General features: G+C 66.3%; 15 protein-coding genes. 4 read left to right on the top strand and 11 right to left on the bottom strand.

Features of this window, described 5'->3' with window-relative positions:
* Positions 1-15: 15 nt before the first annotated feature.
* The 7 genes from GGD67_RS29295 to GGD67_RS29265 form a co-directional block, all read right to left on the bottom strand.
* On the bottom strand, positions 16-669 hold the full coding sequence (locus GGD67_RS29295) for a response regulator transcription factor (RefSeq protein ID WP_179737880.1): 654 nt from the start codon (positions 667-669) through the stop codon (positions 16-18).
* Entirely contained in the window at positions 666-4,211 is a 3,546-nt protein-coding gene (locus GGD67_RS29290) for a NahK/ErcS family hybrid sensor histidine kinase/response regulator (protein WP_179737749.1), read from the bottom strand. Before GGD67_RS29290 ends, GGD67_RS29295 begins: the two co-directional genes overlap by 4 nt.
* A 149-nt stretch (positions 4,212-4,360) precedes the next feature.
* Complete coding sequence (mctP, locus tag GGD67_RS29285; protein ID WP_018317352.1) at positions 4,361-5,851, bottom strand: monocarboxylate uptake permease MctP; 1,491 nt, start codon at positions 5,849-5,851, stop codon at positions 4,361-4,363.
* Complete coding sequence (locus GGD67_RS29280) at positions 5,841-6,017, bottom strand: DUF3311 domain-containing protein (protein WP_018317353.1); 177 nt, start codon at positions 6,015-6,017, stop codon at positions 5,841-5,843. Before GGD67_RS29280 ends, mctP begins: the two co-directional genes overlap by 11 nt.
* Before the next feature lie 252 nt (positions 6,018-6,269).
* Complete coding sequence (locus GGD67_RS29275) at positions 6,270-7,142, bottom strand: MlaD family protein (protein ID WP_018317354.1); 873 nt, start codon at positions 7,140-7,142, stop codon at positions 6,270-6,272.
* Positions 7,143-7,184: 42 nt separating this feature from the next.
* Positions 7,185-7,967 (bottom strand): ABC transporter ATP-binding protein, encoded by a 783-nt coding sequence (locus GGD67_RS29270; RefSeq protein ID WP_179737741.1) that lies wholly within the window; start codon positions 7,965-7,967, stop codon positions 7,185-7,187.
* 2 nt (positions 7,968-7,969) lie between these two features.
* Positions 7,970-9,103: an ABC transporter permease gene (locus GGD67_RS29265; RefSeq protein ID WP_179737738.1), complete on the bottom strand. Its 1,134-nt coding sequence runs from the start codon at positions 9,101-9,103 to the stop codon at positions 7,970-7,972.
* A gap of 134 nt (positions 9,104-9,237) precedes the next feature.
* Here GGD67_RS29265 and dgcA point away from each other — a divergent pair, with 134 nt between their 5' ends.
* Complete coding sequence (gene dgcA / locus GGD67_RS29260; protein ID WP_179737737.1) at positions 9,238-10,233, top strand: N-acetyl-D-Glu racemase DgcA; 996 nt, start codon at positions 9,238-9,240, stop codon at positions 10,231-10,233.
* Here dgcA and GGD67_RS29255 read toward each other — a convergent pair.
* Complete coding sequence (locus tag GGD67_RS29255) at positions 10,203-11,399, bottom strand: major facilitator superfamily domain-containing protein 6 (RefSeq protein WP_179737735.1); 1,197 nt, start codon at positions 11,397-11,399, stop codon at positions 10,203-10,205. The genes dgcA and GGD67_RS29255 overlap by 31 nt on opposite strands.
* A gap of 75 nt (positions 11,400-11,474) precedes the next feature.
* On the opposite strand from GGD67_RS29255, the gene GGD67_RS29250 reads away from it, so the two are divergent.
* Complete coding sequence (locus GGD67_RS29250) at positions 11,475-12,884, top strand: hypothetical protein (protein ID WP_179737878.1); 1,410 nt, start codon at positions 11,475-11,477, stop codon at positions 12,882-12,884.
* A 275-nt stretch (positions 12,885-13,159) separates the two neighbouring features.
* Here GGD67_RS29250 and GGD67_RS29245 read toward each other — a convergent pair whose 3' ends face one another.
* Positions 13,160-13,555 (bottom strand): hypothetical protein, encoded by a 396-nt coding sequence (locus GGD67_RS29245; protein WP_246784329.1) that lies wholly within the window; start codon positions 13,553-13,555, stop codon positions 13,160-13,162.
* A gap of 118 nt (positions 13,556-13,673) precedes the next feature.
* Here GGD67_RS29245 and GGD67_RS29240 point away from each other — a divergent pair, with 118 nt between their 5' ends.
* Positions 13,674-14,057 (top strand): VOC family protein, encoded by a 384-nt coding sequence (locus GGD67_RS29240; RefSeq protein WP_179737734.1) that lies wholly within the window; start codon positions 13,674-13,676, stop codon positions 14,055-14,057.
* On the opposite strand, the gene GGD67_RS29235 is transcribed toward GGD67_RS29240, so the two are convergent.
* Positions 14,054-14,497, bottom strand: a complete 444-nt coding sequence (locus tag GGD67_RS29235; protein ID WP_018317362.1) for an RbsD/FucU family protein — start codon at positions 14,495-14,497, stop codon at positions 14,054-14,056. The two genes, GGD67_RS29240 and GGD67_RS29235, sit on opposite strands and share 4 nt — an antisense overlap.
* A gap of 165 nt (positions 14,498-14,662) precedes the next feature.
* On the opposite strand from GGD67_RS29235, the gene GGD67_RS29230 reads away from it, so the two are divergent.
* Positions 14,663-16,462, top strand: coding sequence for a caspase family protein (locus GGD67_RS29230; RefSeq protein WP_179737733.1), 1,800 nt, complete (start codon positions 14,663-14,665; stop codon positions 16,460-16,462).
* Between the two features lie 284 nt (positions 16,463-16,746).
* Here the strand turns inward: GGD67_RS29230 and GGD67_RS29225 are convergent, their stop codons facing one another.
* The gene (locus tag GGD67_RS29225) at positions 16,747-17,730 is read right to left on the bottom strand and encodes a threonine/serine dehydratase (protein WP_018317364.1); all 984 of its coding nucleotides are present in this window, start codon (positions 17,728-17,730) and stop codon (positions 16,747-16,749) included.
* Positions 17,731-17,797 lie beyond the last annotated feature (67 nt).

Raw genomic sequence — 17,797 nt, 5'->3', positions numbered from 1 at the left:
TGGATGTTCTGAAGCTCAATTGCTGCCGGGCTGGCCGAACGACAGCCGTTCAGCGAGGACGGCCGCCTGCGTGCGCGAGCCGACGCCCAGCTTGCGCAAGATCGTCGAGACGTGGCCCTTCACCGTCTGCTCGGCGATATCGAGCTCGCCCGCAATCTGCTTGTTGAGCTTGCCTTCCACGATCATCGCGAGAATTCGCAGTTGCTGCGCCGAGAGGGTGGCCATGCGCGCGGCGAGCTCGATGTCGGCGCTCTGGATCGAGCCGCGGCCGCCGACATTTGGCGGCATCCAGATCTCGCCGGCGAGGATCTTTGTGATCGCATCAGCCATCTCGGGCAGGCTGAGCGATTTCGGGATGTAACCGGATGCGCCATAGGCGATGGCGCGACGGATGGTGGCGGCGTCCTGCCGGGCCGAGATGATCGCGACCGGCACCGTCGGGAATTGCGCCGACAGGATGAACAGCGCGGCAAAGCCCTGAATGCCCGGCATGGTCAGATCCCAGAGGATCAGGTCGATCTCGTCGGACTGGGCCGCGAGCGCATTCAGCGCCTCGTCCAGCGACTGGCAGGCGACGATGTCGAGATCGGGCAGCACGGTCGACAGCGCGCTGCGGAGCGCAGCCTGCACCAGCGGGTGGTCGTCGCCGATCAGGATGCGCATCGTCAGGAAGTCTCCGGTTTCGTGCCGAACTGCCGGCTCAGGGCTTCGCCGCCGAGAAAGCGCCGCAGGGCCGCCGGCTTGACCGGCTTCGACAGGACCTCGCAGCCGCGCGCCCTCGCCGCCCGGCGCACCGCCTCGCTGCGATCGCCGGTGACGACCAGCGCGCGGACCTCGCGTCCCGCCTTCTGCCTGAGATTGTCGAGAAAGTCCAAGCCGTTGCAGCCGCCGTCGAGATGGTAATCGAGCAGCACGACGTCTGGCAGGACGGTCGCGGCCGCGTCCATCGCCGCGGTGGCGTCGGCTGCGACCAGCACGTGATGCCCCCAGCCGCCGAGCAGCGCGGAGAGGCCGTCGAGGATCGTCGCGTCATTGTCCAGGCACAGGATGGTCAGAGCGCGTTCCGCCGGTGCCGGCGCGGCCATCGCAGGGTTGCTCTGAAGCGGCCGGCCCGGTCCGTGCGCCAGCGGCACCGTGACGGCAAAGCACGAACCTTGTCCCGGGCGCGACCGGACATCGACGGCGTGGTCCAATAGCCGCGATACGCGCTCGACGATGGCGAGCCCGAGGCCCAATCCCTTCTCCGCCCCCGGCGCGAGGCGCTGGAACTCCTCGAAGATCCGCTTCTGATCTGCCGCCGCGATTCCGACGCCGGTGTCCCAGACCTCGATGCGCAGCACCTCTCCGCGCCGCCGGCAGCCGAGCAGGATGCGTCCCTTGGGCGTGTAGCGAAGCGCATTCGACAGCAGGTTCTGCAGGATCCGGCGCAGCAGATGCGGATCGCTGCGCACCGCAAGGCCGCAATCGACGACGCGGAAGGCAATCCCGCGCTCGCGCGCCATCGCCGAGAATTCGACGTTCAACTGCACGAAGAGATCGGCGATCGGAAAGTCGGATATCTCGGCGCGCACGGCGCCGGCATCATAGGAGGAGATGTCGAGCAGCCGGTCGAGCACGTGCTCGGTCGATCGTAGCGCCGTAACCGCGCTGCTCGCGAGGGTGCGCTCCTTGTCGGCGTCGCCAGCGCGCGACGGAGCGCTCAGGCTCTCGTCGAGCGCGGACAGAAACAGACGGGCCGCATTCAGCGGCTGCAGCAAATCGTGGCTGGCCGCGGCCAAAAAGCGCGTCTTGCCGAGATTGGCCTGCTCGGCTTCGGCCTTCGCCTGCTCGAGCGCCTCGGTGCGCTCGCGGACGCGCAGCTCGAGCCCTTCATTGGCGCGTCGCAAGGCCTCGGCGGCACGGTGACGCTCGGTGACGTCGGTATAGGTCGAGACGTAGCCACCCTCGGCGACGCGGTCGTAGACGATCTCCAGCACCGTGCCGTCCGGCCGCTTGCGCTCGTAGAGATAAGGCCAGCGCTGCGTGGCGACGTCACGGTTGACCAGAAGCGCGGCGAATTCGGATGCGGCATATTCGCCGCGCTCGACATTGAAGGCGATGAGATCCGCCAGCGGAAGCCCCACGCGCACGAAGTCCGGCGGCAGATCGAGCAGCGCGATGAACCGACCGTTCCAGGCTGTGATGTTGAAATCGGCGTCGAAGGCGCAGATGCCCTGCGGTACGCTTTCGAGCGTAGACTGCAACAGGCTGCGGTTGAAGCGCAGCGCTTCCGAGGCCTCGTCGAGCATCGCCATCGCCTCCCGCCGCGACAGCGAGTGGCCTTCCAGCGACGCCGCGATCACGACGCGCGCCGATGCCGCGCCGATCGCGCCGGCCAGCAAATTCTCGGTAAACCGAATCGAGTCGAGATCGACCAGTCCCGACGGATCGAGACGCGGCCCCGTCCCTGCGATGCGGGCCGCCAGATAAGCGTCGAAGGCCGCCGCGCCGCGCTCGGCGCCGACGAAACGCAGCGCCAGCGCGCGGAGATCATCGAGCCGCACCACCACGCGCGACGACAGCTTGGGGATGGATTCGCGGACGACGCCGTCGGCGAACGCGGCCGCCTGATTACGCTCGACTGTCGATTGCCGGCCAAGCGCCGAGACCATCAGGAAGCAGACGAGATTGGCGCCAAGGCTCCACAGCGTGGCGTGCGAGATCGGATCGATCCCTTCGAGGCCCAGCAGCGCATTCGGCTTGAGCCAGGCGAGTTGCCAGGGACCTTGGCGAACGATTTCCTCGATCCCCGGCCAGAGCGGCGCGGCCGAGGGCAGCAGCAGCGTGTAGGCCCAGACGAAGAAGCCGACTGCGATCCCGAGCGAGGCGCCGGCCTTGTTGGCCCGCGGCCAGAACAGCCCGCCGACGAACGCCGGACCGAATTGTGCGACCGCGACGAACGACAACAGGCCGATCACGGTGAGCGGATAGGACTGGTTGACGAGGCGGTGCATCAGATAGGCGAGCAGCAGGATGCTGAGGATCGAGAGCCGGCGCACCGTCACCAGCACCGACGTCATCGGCCGGCTCTGTGCGTGCAGGCCGAAGACGCGCGAGCGCAGCAGCAGCGGCATGATGACGTCGTTGCAGAGCATGGTGCTGAGCGCAACGGATGTCATGATAACCATGCCGGTGGCGGCCGACAGCCCGCCCAGAAACGCGATCAGGCTGATGGTGCCCGCATCGGCTGCGATCGGCAGCGAGATGACGTAGGTGTCGGGGTCCATCATTCCGCCGAAGCGGGTGAGCCCGGCCGCAGCGATCGGCAGGATCAAGAGGCTGAACAGCGCAAGATAAGCCGGATAGAGCCAGGCCGCGGTGCGCGTATGGCTTGGGCTCTCATTCTCGACGACGGCGACATGGAAGGCCTGCGGCAGGCAGAGGAAAGCAATCGCCGAGATGATGATCGTTGCAGGCCACACCGGCTGCGCCGGGTCGAAGCTCAGGATGCCGCCCAATTGCGGATCCGATTGAAACTGCGACAGCAGAGCGGCCGGCCCGCCGGAGGGTCCGAACAGCACGAACAGCGCGACGATCAGGAATGCGAGCAGCTTGACGACGCTCTCGAAGGCGATCGCGAGCATCAGGCCGCGATGATGCTCGCTGGCATGGACGTGCCGGACACCGAACACGATCGCGAACAGCGCCATCGATGCAGCGACGCCGAACGCCGAGTCTTGCCAGAACCGCAGCGCCTCGCCGCCGGCCCGCTCGGGCTGGAGGATCAGATAATCAAAACTCTTGCCGACGGCCTTGAGCTGGAGCGCGATATAGGGAAGCACGCCGAGCAGCGATGCGAGCGTCACGAAGGCCGCAAGCACCTGGCTCTTGCCGTAGCGCGCGGCGATGAAGTCCGCGATCGAGGTGACGTTCTGTGCCTTGGCGATCGCAATCACCTTGGACAGAAGCCGCTGGCCGAACAGCAGCACCAGGGTCGGACCGATATAGATCGTGGCGAAGTCCAGCCCGCTGGTGGCGGCCCGTCCGACCGAGCCGTAGAAGCTCCACGAGGTGTTGTAGACCGCAAGCGTCAGGCAATAGCTGATCGCGGCCGCCCAGGAGTTTGGCGACACCAGCGGCCCGCCGGCGCTTCGCCGGTCGCCCCACCAGGCCACCAGGAACAGGGTGGTCACATAGCCGGCAGCGACCGCAAGAACGAACCACGCCTGCAAGACATCCTCACCCGAAACAGTCTGATGCGCTCGCGACGAGCGGCCGGGCGCGGGCGGATACTAGAGCGTTTTCAATCGCATGGAAGGCCGTTTCAGTCCGCAGACAAGCGGCGGCCGAAGGGATTTCCCCGGCCGCCGCCCGCAATCGCTCAGGCCGCCTCGCGGGACAGCCGTTGCTGCGGCATGCGCTTGAGCGCCAGGTTGACCACGACGGCCACCACGATGTTGAGCGCGAGCGCCAACAGACCGGTGTAGATCGCGACCTTCCCGGCGCCGAAGTCGATGCTGTGCAGCGGCTTCAATCCGTCCGACCAGGCGAGCCACGATCCGCCGGCCAGGCCGACGGCCCAGCCAGCCAGCAGCGCCGGGCTCGAGAACCAGTTCAGATAGAGACCGAACACGAGCGCCGGCAGCGTCTGCAGGATCCAGAGGCCTCCGAGCAGTTGCAGGTCGAGCGCGAACTGCGTCGGCATCAGGAGGATGGCGAGCAGCGCGCCGACCTTCACCAGCATGGAGGTGATCTTGGCGACCTTCGCCTCACCTGCCGGCGTCACCTTCGGATCGACCCACACCTTCCAGAAGTTGCGGGTGAACAGATTGGCGGCGCCGATGCTCATGACGGCGGCCGGCACCAGCGCTCCGATCGCAATCGCGGCGAAGGCAAAGCCCGCGAACCAGCTCGGGAACAGCGTCTTGAACAGCTCGGGCACGACGTCGTTGTTGCTGGCGAGCTTGAGGCCCGCCGCATGGCCCATGTAACCGAGCAGCGCAAGCAGGCCGAGCAGCAGCGTGTAGGCCGGCAGCATCATCGCATTCTTGCGGATGGTGTTGCCGCCCGAGGACGCGAAGATGCCGGTCAGCGTGTGCGGATACATGAAGGCGGCGAGCGCCGAGCCCAGCGCCAGCGAGGCATAGGGCACGATCTGCGCCGGGGACAGCAGGATGCCGCCTGCGCCTTTCGCTGCGAATGCCGCATCCGCCGCGGTGAAGATCGCTCCGTAGCCGCCAAGCTTCGAGGGCACGATCGCAATCGCGGCGATCACCACGATGTAGATCATGATGTCCTTGACGAAGGCGATCAGCGCCGGCGCGCGCAGGCCCGACGAATAAGTGTAGAGCGCCAGCACCAGGAAGGCGAGAACGAGCGGCACCTCGCCGTGCAGGCCGAGCGCCTTGATCGCCACCTCCATGCCGATCAGCTGGAGCGCGATGTAAGGCATCGTCGCCAGCACGCCGGTGGCCGCGACCGCAAGCTCGAGCCCGCGCGATCCGTAGGCGCCGCGCACCACGTCGCCCGCGGTGACGTAGCCGCGCTCCTTGGCGACCTTCCACAGCACCGGCATCACCGCGAACACGAACGGATAGACGATGATGGTGTAGGGCAGCGCGAAGAAGCCGTAGGCGCCGACCGCGTAGACCAGCGCAGGAACGGCGATCACTGTGTAGGCGGTGTAGAAGTCGCCGCCGACCAGGAACCAGGTGATCCAGGTCCCGAACTTGCGGCCGCCAAGGCCCCACTCGTCGAGATGGGCGAGCGTCTCCGGCTTGCGCCAGCGCGAGGCGACGAAGCCCATGCCGGTGACGAGAATGAATAGTGCGAGGAATACGGCGAACGCCGCGCTATCGACATTAGTCAGCACGGCGCACGCTCCTGTAGACGATGTAGGTGAGCAGCGAGGTCAGCGGCACCCAGGCGAGCTGATACCAGTAGAAGAACGGGAAACCGAACAGATGCGGCTCCCTGATATTGTAGAACGGCACAATCATCAGGCCGATGAACGGCAACAACAGCAGCAGACGTACCACGCGCTCTCTCCTCCCCTGTGAGTGAAGTCGACGCGCCTTGTCGTGGGCACGCCTTGAGCGCGATATAGCGGACAATACCGGCCTACCCCTCCCCCTACCTTGGCTCGGCTGGACCCCCATACTTTCGTATCGCGCGGGGTGAAGAAGGCCGCGATGGTCTCCGCAAGCCGTCATTGCGAGGAACGAAGCGCACGCTGCAGCGCGTCCGGGACACGAGACCTACGATGACGAAGTGCGCGAACTTGCGCTCGCCTAGCGCCTGCCGCTCGCGGTGGGGGCCGGCCTCGGCGGCTCGGGCGGCGGGGCGGGCTGCGATGAGTTGCTGGCGCCGAACAGCACGCGGGTCGGGTTGCGGTCGAAATTGTTCACAGCGCGGCTGATGTCACCGAGGGTACGACGGCCGTCGCTCATCAACGCGCCGGAGCGCTTGTCGAAATCGTCGGCGAGCTCGCGGATCGACTTCACCGCCTGGAACAGCTCGCCGCCGTCCTTGCCGCCGGCGAGCGTGTTGAGTCCGAGCATGAGGTTGTCGGCCTTGAGCATGACGCCGTCGACCTTGGCCATCACGCCGTCGATCTTCTCGGAATTGCGCGCGAGCGAGTTGGTGAAGGTCTCCAAATTCTTCAGCGAGTTCTTCACCGATTCCTGATTGTCGGCGACGATCTTGTTGATGTTCTGCAGCGTGCCGCGGATCGCCTCGGTGACGTCCTGGAGCTTGTTGGGGTCGGCCGTCAGCGTCGGGATGCCGTCCTGGTCGAGCGGCGGCGGGGCCGCGGCCTCGTCCCCGCCCTTGAGCGAGATGGCGGCGACGCCGGTGAGGCCCTGGAATTCGAGGCCGACCAGGGTGTCCTTGCGGATCGGGGCGTTGTTCTCGATCATGGCGAGTGCGACAACCCGCCGCGGGTTGTCGAGCTTCACCGAGACCACCTCGCCCACCCGGATACCGTTGAAATTGACACTGCCGCCGTTGCGCAGGCCCGCCGCCGGGCCCTCGAACACAACGCGCAGGGGACTGCGCTGCTTGGTGGTGTGCAGCGACTGGAACCAGAGCACGAAGCCGATCGCCGCGGCGATCACCGCCAGCGTGAACGACCCGATCAAGACGTAGTTTGCCCGCGTTTCCATCAGGTGCTCCGGCTACTCATCACAGCTATTCAACCCAGCCACTCAACCCATGACCGCGCGGGCGCGCTTGCCATGGAAATATTGCCTCAGCCAGGGATGCTGCGAGGCCTGCATGTCGGCGATCGACCCTGCCGCTATGATCTTACCGTTCCCTAAAACGGCGATGCGGTCACACGCTGTGTAAAGGCTGTCGAGGTCGTGGGTTACCATGAAAACGGTCAGCCCCAAAGTGCGCTGGAGCGTCCTGACCAGCTCGTCGAAATCGCCGGCGCCGATCGGATCGAGGCCCGAGGTCGGCTCGTCCAGGAAGACGAGATCCGGATCGAGCGACAGCGCGCGCGCCAGCGCCACGCGCTTGATCATGCCGCCGGAGAGCTCGGATGGGAAGCGCTCGGCGACCTCCGGCTTGAGGCCGACCATGGTCAGCTTGGCCATGGTGATCTCGTCCATCAGCCGCTGCGAGACCCGAAGATATTCGCGCATCGGAAACTGGATGTTCTGCCGCACGGTCAGCGAGGAGAACAGCGCGCCCTGCTGAAACAAGACGCCCCAGCGCCGCTCCACGTTGCGGCGCTGCGAGGTGCTCGAGGAGTCCAGATCGACGCCGAACACCTCGATGGAGCCCGCAACCTTCGGCACGAGACCGATGATGGTGCGCGTCAGCACCGACTTGCCGGCACCGGAAGGACCGACGAAACCCAAGATCTCGCCGCGCTTGACGTCGAGGTTGAGGCCGTCGAGCACGCGTGTTGAGCCGAACTGCACGGTGATGTCGCGCACGCGGATGATCGGATTTTGGATCTCGCTTTGAGCTTCTTTTGCCATCGTCACATCCCGATCGAGGCGAAGAAGATGGCGAACACGCCGTCCATGACGATGACGAAGAAGATGCCCTTCACCACCGAGGCCGTGGTGTGCTGGCCCAGCGATTCCGCGCTGCCCTGCACGGCAAGGCCCTCGACGCAGGCGACGATGCCGATCACGGCCGCCATGACCGGGGCCTTGACGATGCCGACGATGAAATGGTCGATCGAGATGGCGTCGCGCAAGCGCAGCAGGAAGGCTTCGGGCTCGACCCCGCCATAGAGCCAGGCAACGAGACCGCCGCCATAGAGCGCGGCCATCGCGCCGAGGAAAGCCAGGATCGGCAGCGCCAGCACCAGCGCCATCATGCGCGGCAGCACCAGCACCTCGATCGGATCGAAGCCCATGGTGCGCAGCGCGTCGATCTCCTCGCGCATCTTCATCGAGCCGAGCTCGGCGGTGTAGGCGCTGCCCGAGCGGCCCGCGACCATGATCGCGACCAGGAGCACGCCGATCTCGCGCAGCACCAGCACGCCCAGCATGTCGACCACGAAGATGTCGGCGCCGAACCTTCGGAAATGGAAGATGCCTTGTTGGGCGATGATGCAGCCGATCAGGAAGGTGATCAGCACGATGATCGGCACCGCGCGCCAGCAGACCTGCTCCATGTGATGCACGGTCGAGGTCAGGCGGAACGAGCGCGGATGGATCAGGACGCGAAGCCATGCCGCGAGCACGGCGCCGAGCATGTCGACGAGGCCTGCGACCGTGCCGCCGATGCCGGCCACGGTCCGGCCGATCTGCTCCAGCATGCCCGTGATGGTCACCGTGCCGCCGTCGACCACGGCCGTCGCCCTGACCCGCCGCACCTCGTCCACGAGGCTGGAATAATTGGCGGAGAGACCCGCGATCTGCGCCTCGACGGACCCTTTCGTCAGGCTGCGGCGCAGCCGCTCGATCAGCCAGGCGCCGAACGTGTCGAGCTTGGCGACCTCGGAGACGTCGATGAAGATGCTTTGCGGGCCGCCGGCGAGCTTCTCGGCGTCGGCCACCATGCGCTCCAGGACCGGCGCGAAGCTCGCGGTCCATGTCCCGGTGGCGCAGAGTGCCAGCGCGTTGCCCTTGGCAATCCGCTCCAGCTTCGGATCGCTGCTCAAGATGTCCGCTCCCGTGCCGGGGCGGAGAAAATCAGATAGTTGCGCACGCGCCCTTACCCAGAGAAGGTATCCCCAAGTGGTTAATGTTAGTTGCTAGAGGTAACTAGCAGGTTCAGATTTCGCCAGAGTTCAAAATGACTTCCATGAAATTTGCTTCCCTGGCGGCGCGAATCGAGCGCTTCCCGATCGCTGGCAGCTTTATCATCAGCCGGGGGGCCAAGACCGAGGCCGTGACTGTCGTGGCGGAGGTCAGCCGGGACGGGCTGACCGGCCGCGGCGAGTGCGTGCCCTATCCCCGCTATGGCGAGACGCCCGAGGCGACCCTGGCGGCGATCCAGGCCATGCAGCAGGCCTTGGCGGACGGGCTGACGCGGCAAGCCCTCCAGGCCGCCATGGCGCCCGGTGCGGCTCGCAATGCCCTGGACTGCGCCCTGATCGACCTGGAGGCCAAGGCGGCGGGCCAGCGGGCCTGGAACCTACTCGACCGCCCGGTGCCGGGCGAGCGCACTACGGCGTACACGATCTCGTTAGGGACCCCCGTGGCCATGGCGGCCGCCACCGCCAAGGCGGCGCACCGGCCGCTGCTCAAGATCAAGCTCGGCGGCGACGGCGATCCGGAGCGGATCGCGGCGGTACGCAAGGCCGCTCCCGAATCCGAGCTGATCGTCGATGCCAACGAGGCCTGGACCGAGGCCAATCTGGCGCACAATCTCGCCGCCTGCGATGCCGCCGGCGTCACCCTGGTGGAGCAGCCACTGCCCGCGGGCAAAGACGAGGCGCTGGCGCGGATCAAGCGCCCGCTCGCGGTCTGCGCCGACGAGAGCGTGCATGACCGCTCCTCGCTTGCCCCGTTGCGCGACCGCTACGACGCCGTGAACATCAAGCTTGACAAGACCGGCGGCCTCACCGAGGCCCTTGCGATGGCGGACGCCGCGCAGGCGCTCGGCTTCGAAATCATGATCGGCTGCATGGTCGCAACCTCGCTGTCGATGGCCCCCGCGATGCTGGTGACGCCGCAGGCGCGCTTCGTCGATCTCGACGGCCCCTTGCTGCTGGCGCGCGACCGCGATCACGGCCTGCGTTACGACGATAGCCTGGTCTATCCGCCGGACGCCTCGCTCTGGGGTTGAGGCTTGAGCCGGTGCCGAGCCGACCAGATCAGAAGCGCGCCGGCCGCCGCCATCGCGGCCATCACGTAATACAGACCATCGCCGATACGGGCGTAGATCGCACCTGAAGCGATCGAGGTCGCAGCGCCCAGAAGCCCGTTGCACGCGGCGTAATAGCCCTGCCCCCGCGCGATCTGATGCGAAGGCACGCGCTGCACCAGCAGATTCATCGTGCCGACGATGGTCATGCCGAAGCTGAGACCGTGGCCGAGCTGGACGATCGCTAGCAGCGCGAGCGCCGGCTCGCTCGCGGTGACGATCCAGCGCAGCACGGCGCTGAGCCCTCCGATCGCGATCATGGTGGACGGATGCAGCGAGAAGCGCGGCGACAGCGCGAATACCACGATCTCCGCGATCACGCCCAGCGTCCACAGACCCGCGATCGTCAGCCCACTGATCCCATGGAGCTGCCAGTTGATGGCGGAGAAGGTGTAGTAGGCGACGTGACTGCCCTGAATCAGCGCAGCCGAGACGATGACGGCCCAGAAGCCGGCATCGCGCAGCAGCGCCTTGCCGGCATGTCTCTCCGTCGTCTTGCGCCTGACATCGTCGAGCGGCTGAAGCAGCAGGCCGGCTGCGACCGCAACGACGGCCCATGCGACGATGACCCAGATCAGATCGCGCGCGGCGATGTGGTCGACGAGATAGCCGCAGGCGAGCGAGCCGGCGGCGAAGGCCGCCGAGCCCCACAGCCGCAAGGGTCCGTAATCGAGCCCGTAACGGGCGACGCCGCGTAGCGCATAAGCATCGGTCAGCGGCATCGTCGGCGTCCACATCATGCAGGTCAGCGCGTAGATCAGGAACAGCGCCAGCGGCTGCTGCTGCAAGCCGACCGCGGTGAAGCCAATCGCGGTCGCCAGCACCGACACCATCATGCCGGCGCGAATGGCATGTCGCTTTTCGGCGAAGGCGGTCACTTGCGGCAGCGTGGTGAAGCGCGTGATCGCCGGCAGCGCGTTGATGAGGCCGATCCAGGCCGCGTCGACGCCGATCGCCTTCAGCCATACCGGGAAGAACGGCAGATGCGTGCCCGAGACCGCGAAGATGGCCGAATAGAACAGGGCGAGGCTGACGGCGAATCGCCGTTTCGCGGATGCTGGCGTGGGGATTTGTGATTCGGGTGCCATCAAACCAATTGCGATTCGGACGATATCGTGGTGATCGTTACTGTAACGCGCGGTGATTTGCGCGACGAGATCGCAATGGCCAACGAAGCATTCGCCCTTTCGCCCATGTCTGCCCGCGCGGCCGAGCCGAACGAGCAGGATTACGACGCGATCCGCGAAGCCTTCATGGAGACGGCGCGCGGCCGCTGGTTCCTCGGCGAATACGCCAAGCGCAACCGCAATGCCGACACGCGCATGGTGCTCGACGCGGTCGCGAAAATCGAAGAAACCCTTGCGGCGCAGCGACAACCCGTCGTCGAAGATCGCCTGCCCGAAGCGCTGGTCGAGATCCGCCGCGCGATCCGCGAGGCCGAGACGATCGCCATCGCCGCCGTCGACCCCGCCGCGATCGAGACGAGCCTCGCCGCGATCCCGCGCGGCGTGCGCATCATCAAGGAGATCTCCTGGCGCTGGCGCGAGATCGGCGCCGACGGACGAATCTGCGACCTCATTGATTCGCAACTCGCTTCGATCGAGGCCGCCTGCGGACAGATTTCGACCATCGACCCCCGCGTCGAGCTCAAAGCCGCATTCGATCTCTTGAGGGATCGGGTGGAGCAGACCGACGGCGGCGCATCGCCGCAGGCGGCGCCGTCCACGTCGGCTCCGATGCAGCAGGCGCCATCATCCGCCGCCGACGCTCCGCCCGCCGCGCCCGCGGCGATGGCGAGCGAAGCATCCGTGGCTTTTACGGAGTCACAGCGGGACGTCGCCGCGGCTGCCGAGCCCGAAGCGACCGTCGCCGTCGAAGCGTTCGCCGAGGCGCAACAGGCAATGGACGCGGCCGTCGCGCCGGAGATTGCGGCCGAGAGCCAGATCGCCGTCGAGAGCACAGCGCTCGACCAAGTCGCGCCAGAAGACGTCGCGCCCGAAGCCGTCCCGTTGGAAGAGCCGGCCACGGACACCGCCGCCTTCGCGGAAGCCGCTGACGCGTTCGCGCTCGACGCGGCCGCGCAAGCCGAGGACGACGCCGTGCTCGAGGCCATCGCGCTGGAGATGGCCGCGCCCGATCCGGAGTTCGACGAGATCATCGCGCCGGTCGAGATGGAAGCGGCCGTTCCGGAGCCGATGGTGGCGGAGGCTGCAGCGCCCATTGCTGCGGAGCTTCCGGAACCGATCGCGCCTCAGCCTGTCGTCGCTCCCATGGTGGAAGAGCCCGCCGCCGACGCGCCAATCGCAATGGACTCGCTCGCGCGCCTCACCGAAGCCATCGCGGAGGCCGCCGCCGAAGTGATGGAGCAGCAGGCCCCGGCGATGGCAGCCACCGCATCGCTCGCCGCAGCACCGGCCGCAACGCTTCCGATGCCCACGCCGCTCCCCGAGCCCTCGCTCGGCGCCACCATCCTCGCCAGTGGCATCCTGCAAAAACCCCGCGCGCCCGCCAACGACCCGCTCGCGCCAATCCGCCGCATGACCCAGGCCGAGAAGATCGCGTTCTTCTCGTAAAGGGGAGCGCTCTCTCCGCGTCATTGCGAGCAACGAAGCGACAGCGAGACTGCCAACTCCGTCATCCTGAGGCGCGAGACGCACGATGCTCAGCATCGTGCGGGGAGCCTCGAAGGATGCGCGGCCCCGATGCAGCCGGGCGTCGCCCTTCGAGGCTCGCCGAAGAGGCGAGCGCCTTCAGCGACAATGGCTTTGCCATTGCGCGGGGGTGACGGTGATGGATTGAATGCGCTGCTCACTTCCCCATCATCTGACGTCGCGGCGCGTTCAGCTGCTCACCCGCAATTCCACACCGCCCCGATCGGCGTGCGCGTCCAGCACGGGCCAAAACTGCCGCCGTTGTAGCGGCCGCCGTTGAAACCGGGGCGGCCGAAATAGTGCCACTCGCCGTCCCAGCGATAATATTGCGGAACCGGATCGATGTACCAGTGGCGGCGGTCGTTGCGCGCGAGCCGACGCATCGCGTCCTTCTGCTTGTAGAGCGGAATGCTGTTGCTCAGCGGCTGACGATAGCCCGGCAGGAAGCCGTAGCCCTTCCAGACGGGCTTGGGACGCTTTTGAAGGGGCTCAGCGGACGCCACAGTCGGCAGCAGCGAGAGGATGATGGCAACAGACAGACACATAAAGCGGGACATGGAGAAACCATAGACAGTCAGTTCCCGCCGCGCCATTCAAATTCGAGTGCGGGACGTTTCGCCGCTTCTGCCGAGCGGCCACTCTCGATAAGCTCAGCTCGCAACGCGTAGCGTGAACGCGGCGCGGACCGCTTGCATGTGCCGGAGTGACCGAATGCCTGAGAGCCCGCGCGTCGGCGCCTTTGCGATCGTTCCCAGCAACGATCTTCCCGCCGCAATTCCATTCTGGGAACGGCTCGGCTTTGCGCGCATCGGCGGCGATGCCGGCTATGTCATCATGAGCGGCCGGGGATGCGAGGTGCATCTCACGCAAGCCGGCGATGGCCCGTGGCGCGTGCCGGAGCACAATCCCTTTGGCATTTTCATTCGCACGCCCGAGGTCGAGGCCATTGCCGCGCGCGTGGACGATCTCATCATCCGGCCCGGCGGCGTGCTGCGCCACCGCGAATGGGGCATGTATGAAGTCGGCATCAACGGCCCCGACGGCCTTCTCGTCCGGATTGGCTGGCCCTCGGCGCTGATGCGCCAATCCGGCTAGCTGATCACGCCCTTCCTGATCAGGAAGCAGCCGTACCCCCTGCTGTCGCCGACCTGCACGACACCAAACCCCGCCGCGGCCGCGCGATAAAAATCCGCCCGCGAGAGCTTGCCGGGAACAACGGCGCGTCCGACCGCGCGCTCGATCTCAGCCAGCACGGCGCGCTGCACGTCGGGCACGCGGTCGGGATCGTCGACCGGCGCCATCACCCGCACCGGGTCGGGATCGAAATCGTCGAGCGGGTAGAGCGTCATGATGGCGCGAACGGCCGTCTCCATCGTCATGCCCGGCAGCTGGATCAGGCGCTGCGACGATGTCGAGCGGGCGATGTGCGTGGCCGGGTGGTTGGCGTCGACGACGACGAGATCGTCGCCGTGGCCCATGGAGGCCAGCAGCCAGAGCAGGTCGGGCGTGAGGATCGGATCGATCGATTTCAGCATGTGACGGCAGTTCCCATTATCGATCGCTAACCATAGCAGGTTCCGAGCGTGATTCAGATCACGCAAGGCCACCATGGTGAGGGGGATCACGGACCTCAAGCTCGAACGCGGCGAGGCTCCCCGGCAACCAATCTCGCATCGAGATCAGTGCCAAAGGAGCACGCCATGTTCCGCCTAAAGCCTTTCCTGATGACAGCAAGCCTTGTGGGGAGCCTGTTCGGCTTCGCCTGCGGCCCTGTTTCCGCGCAAGTTGCCCCGGTCGAGCCGGCCCCCACCGCGCTGCAGGGCCCGGAGCAGCGGGTGGCGCTGGTGATCGGCAATTCGAACTATAAGAACGCGCCGCAGCTCGCCAATCCCGACAATGACGCCGAGTCGATGGCGAAGTTCCTGAACTCGGCCGGCTTCGAGGTGGTTGCCGCGACCGACCTGACCCAGAACGACATGCTCCGCGTGGTGCAGGACTTCTCCGCCAAGGTGTCCGCGCGCGGTCCGAACACCGTGGCGATGGTCTATTACGCCGGTCACGGCGTGCAGCTCGCCGGCGAGAACTATCTCGTTCCCGTCGACGCCAAGGTGTCGAACCAGACCGAGCTCGTCAACAATTCGGTGCGCCTGGTCGACGTGATGTCGACGCTGGAGACGATCCCGAGCCGCATGCGCATCGTCATCCTCGATGCCTGCCGCAACAACCCGTTCCCTGATGTCAATGACGCCGGCCGCGGCCTTGCCATCGTCGATGCGCCGAACGGCTCGATCGTCGGTTACTCGACCGCACCGGGCGCTGAAGCGCTCGACGGCACCGGCGGTCACAGCCCCTACACGCAGGCGTTCCTGAACGTCGCACGCGAACCCAACGTGCCGATCGAGCAGCTGTTCAAGCGCGTTCGCCTGCAGGTGAACCAGTCCACCAGCGGTGCGCAGATCCCGTGGGAGAGCTCCTCGCTGACTTCGGACTTCACCTTCTTCGGCGACACCGCGGTTGCCGCCAATCGCGCGCCGGTCAGGGCACCGGTGGTGCAGATGGCCTCCAACCTGCCGAGCCGCTCGACTCGTCAGGCCTATGACTATGTCGTGTCGGAGGGCCGGCCGGAATATTATCAGGAGTTCATCCGGATGTACCCGCACGACCCGCTGTGCGACCACGTCCGCTGGCTGCTCAACAACATCCTGCTCTCGCAGGCCTGGCACAAGGCGGTGCTCGTCAATTCGCCGGTTGCCTACAAGACCTTCTATGACAGTTACGGCACCAGCCCCTACGCGCAAATGGCCCTGAAGCTGCAGATGCAGCCGAAGCAGATCCCCTTGATGCAGGCGACCAAGTTCCTGGCTCCGCAGAACATTGCTCCGACCTTCAAGATCGGCAATCTCGGCCAGCCGAAGTACATGCCGCTGCAGCAGGGTAATGGCGGCCAGATCAACGGTAATCTGCCGGTCGTGCAGAAGCCGGTCGACGGCAATGTCATCGGCAAGCTCGGCAATGGTGGCCAGATCGGCAACCTGCCCTCGGGCAACAACCAGCCGAACGGCACGCCGTCACAGACCCCGGGCAAGATCGTCACCCTGCCTGCACCGACCAACACGACCACCAGCAATGGTGGCATCGGCAAGATCGTCACCCTGCCGGCGACCAACAACAAGCCGGACGCTGGCAACGCCAATGGCAAGCCGGGCAAGATCGTGAGCATGCCGGTGAATGTCGGCAAGGGCGGCTCGACTGTCGACGTGAAGCCCGTTCAGACGCAGAACCACCCGATCCGCGTCAACAACGGCAACACCGGCATCGTGAAGCTCAACAACAATCCGGTGAACAAGGTGCAGGTGCAGAACAACGTCCAGAACAACCGCCCGCAGCTCAACACGATGCCGAGCCGCATGGTCAACAGCAACAACAACTTCCGGCAGTCGATGAACCAGGCGCCGAGCATGAATGGCGGCGGCAACCGTCGCGGCGGCTTCATGCACTGATTGGGCGAAGAAGAAGGTGCGCTCCCTCCCCCGCTTGCGGGGGAGGGTTGGGGAGAGGGTCTCTCCGCAACGGGACAATCCCCAAGAGGAAAGAGTCCCACCCGGCGCTTCGCGCCGACCTCCCCCGCAAGCGGGAGAGGTTTCACCGAGCAAGCGGTTAGTTCGATCCACAAGATCGACAAACACAAAGAAGGGGCAGAGCGGCAACGCTCTGCCCCTTCTTCATAAACCCTTAGACGTGGTCATTCCGGGATGCGCCGAGAGGCGCAGGCCCGGAATGACGGCTAGGCCACCAGCTCGGCGAACAGATCCGCGTCGACATTGCCGCCGGAGAGCACGATGACGACGTTCTTGCCGGCGACGTCGAGCCGGCCCGCCAGCAGCGCGGCGAGGCCGACAGCGCCGCCGGGCTCCACCACGAGCTTCAGCTCGCGATAGGCGAAGGCGACGGCGGCGCCGACTTCCTTGTCCGACGCGGTGACGCCGCGCGCGAGCAGCTTGCTGTTGATCGCGAAGGTCATCTCGCCGGGGATCAGGGCCATCAGCGCATCGCAGATGGTGCGGCCCGCGGGTGGATGCGGCTCGCGATGTCCTGCGCTCAGCGAGATGCCGTGATCGTCGAACGCCTCGGGCTCGGCCACCACGATCTCGGCGCGCGGATAGCGTGCCTTCACGGCGGTCGCGACGCCCGCGATCAGGCCGCCGCCGGAGGCCGGTGCCACCACGATGTCGGGGCTAAGGCCGAGGCCCGCCAAGTCTTCCGCGATCTCGCGGCCGGCGGTGCCCTGCCCCGCGATCACGAAGGGATCGTCATAGGGCCTCACCAGCGTCGCGCCGCGCTTTTCGGCGATGCCGCGCGAGATCGCCTCGCGGTCGTCCTTGTCGCGATCATAGAGCACGACCTCGGCGCCATAGGATTTGGTGCGCTCGCGCTTCGACAGCGGCGCATCCGCAGGCATCACGATGGTCGCCTGCATGTCGAGGATTTTTGCCGCGGCCGCCACGCCCTGGGCGTGGTTGCCGGAGGAGAACGCCACGACGCCGCCGGCGCGCTTGTCCTGCGGGATCGAGAACACCTTGTTGAAGGCGCCGCGGAACTTGAACGAGCCGGTGCGCTGGAGCATCTCCGGTTTCAAGAACACCTTCGCGCCGACGCGCTCGTTGAGCACGGGAAAGGACAACAGCGGAGTGCGGATGGCGTAGGGCGCGATCACACGCGCTGCGGCGTCGATATCGGCGGGGCCGATCGGGAGGAGCTGTTCGGTCATGGCCGAATGTTATCGCGGCCGATGAGGCCCGGGCAAGACACCTCCGCGCGAGGATTTTCCCCATAGC

Source organism: Bradyrhizobium sp. IAR9 (assembly GCF_013408065.1).
Lineage (GTDB): Bacteria > Pseudomonadota > Alphaproteobacteria > Rhizobiales > Xanthobacteraceae > Bradyrhizobium.
Note: the sequence above shows the minus strand (reverse complement) of the source record. Positions and strands in the feature narration are given on the sequence as shown.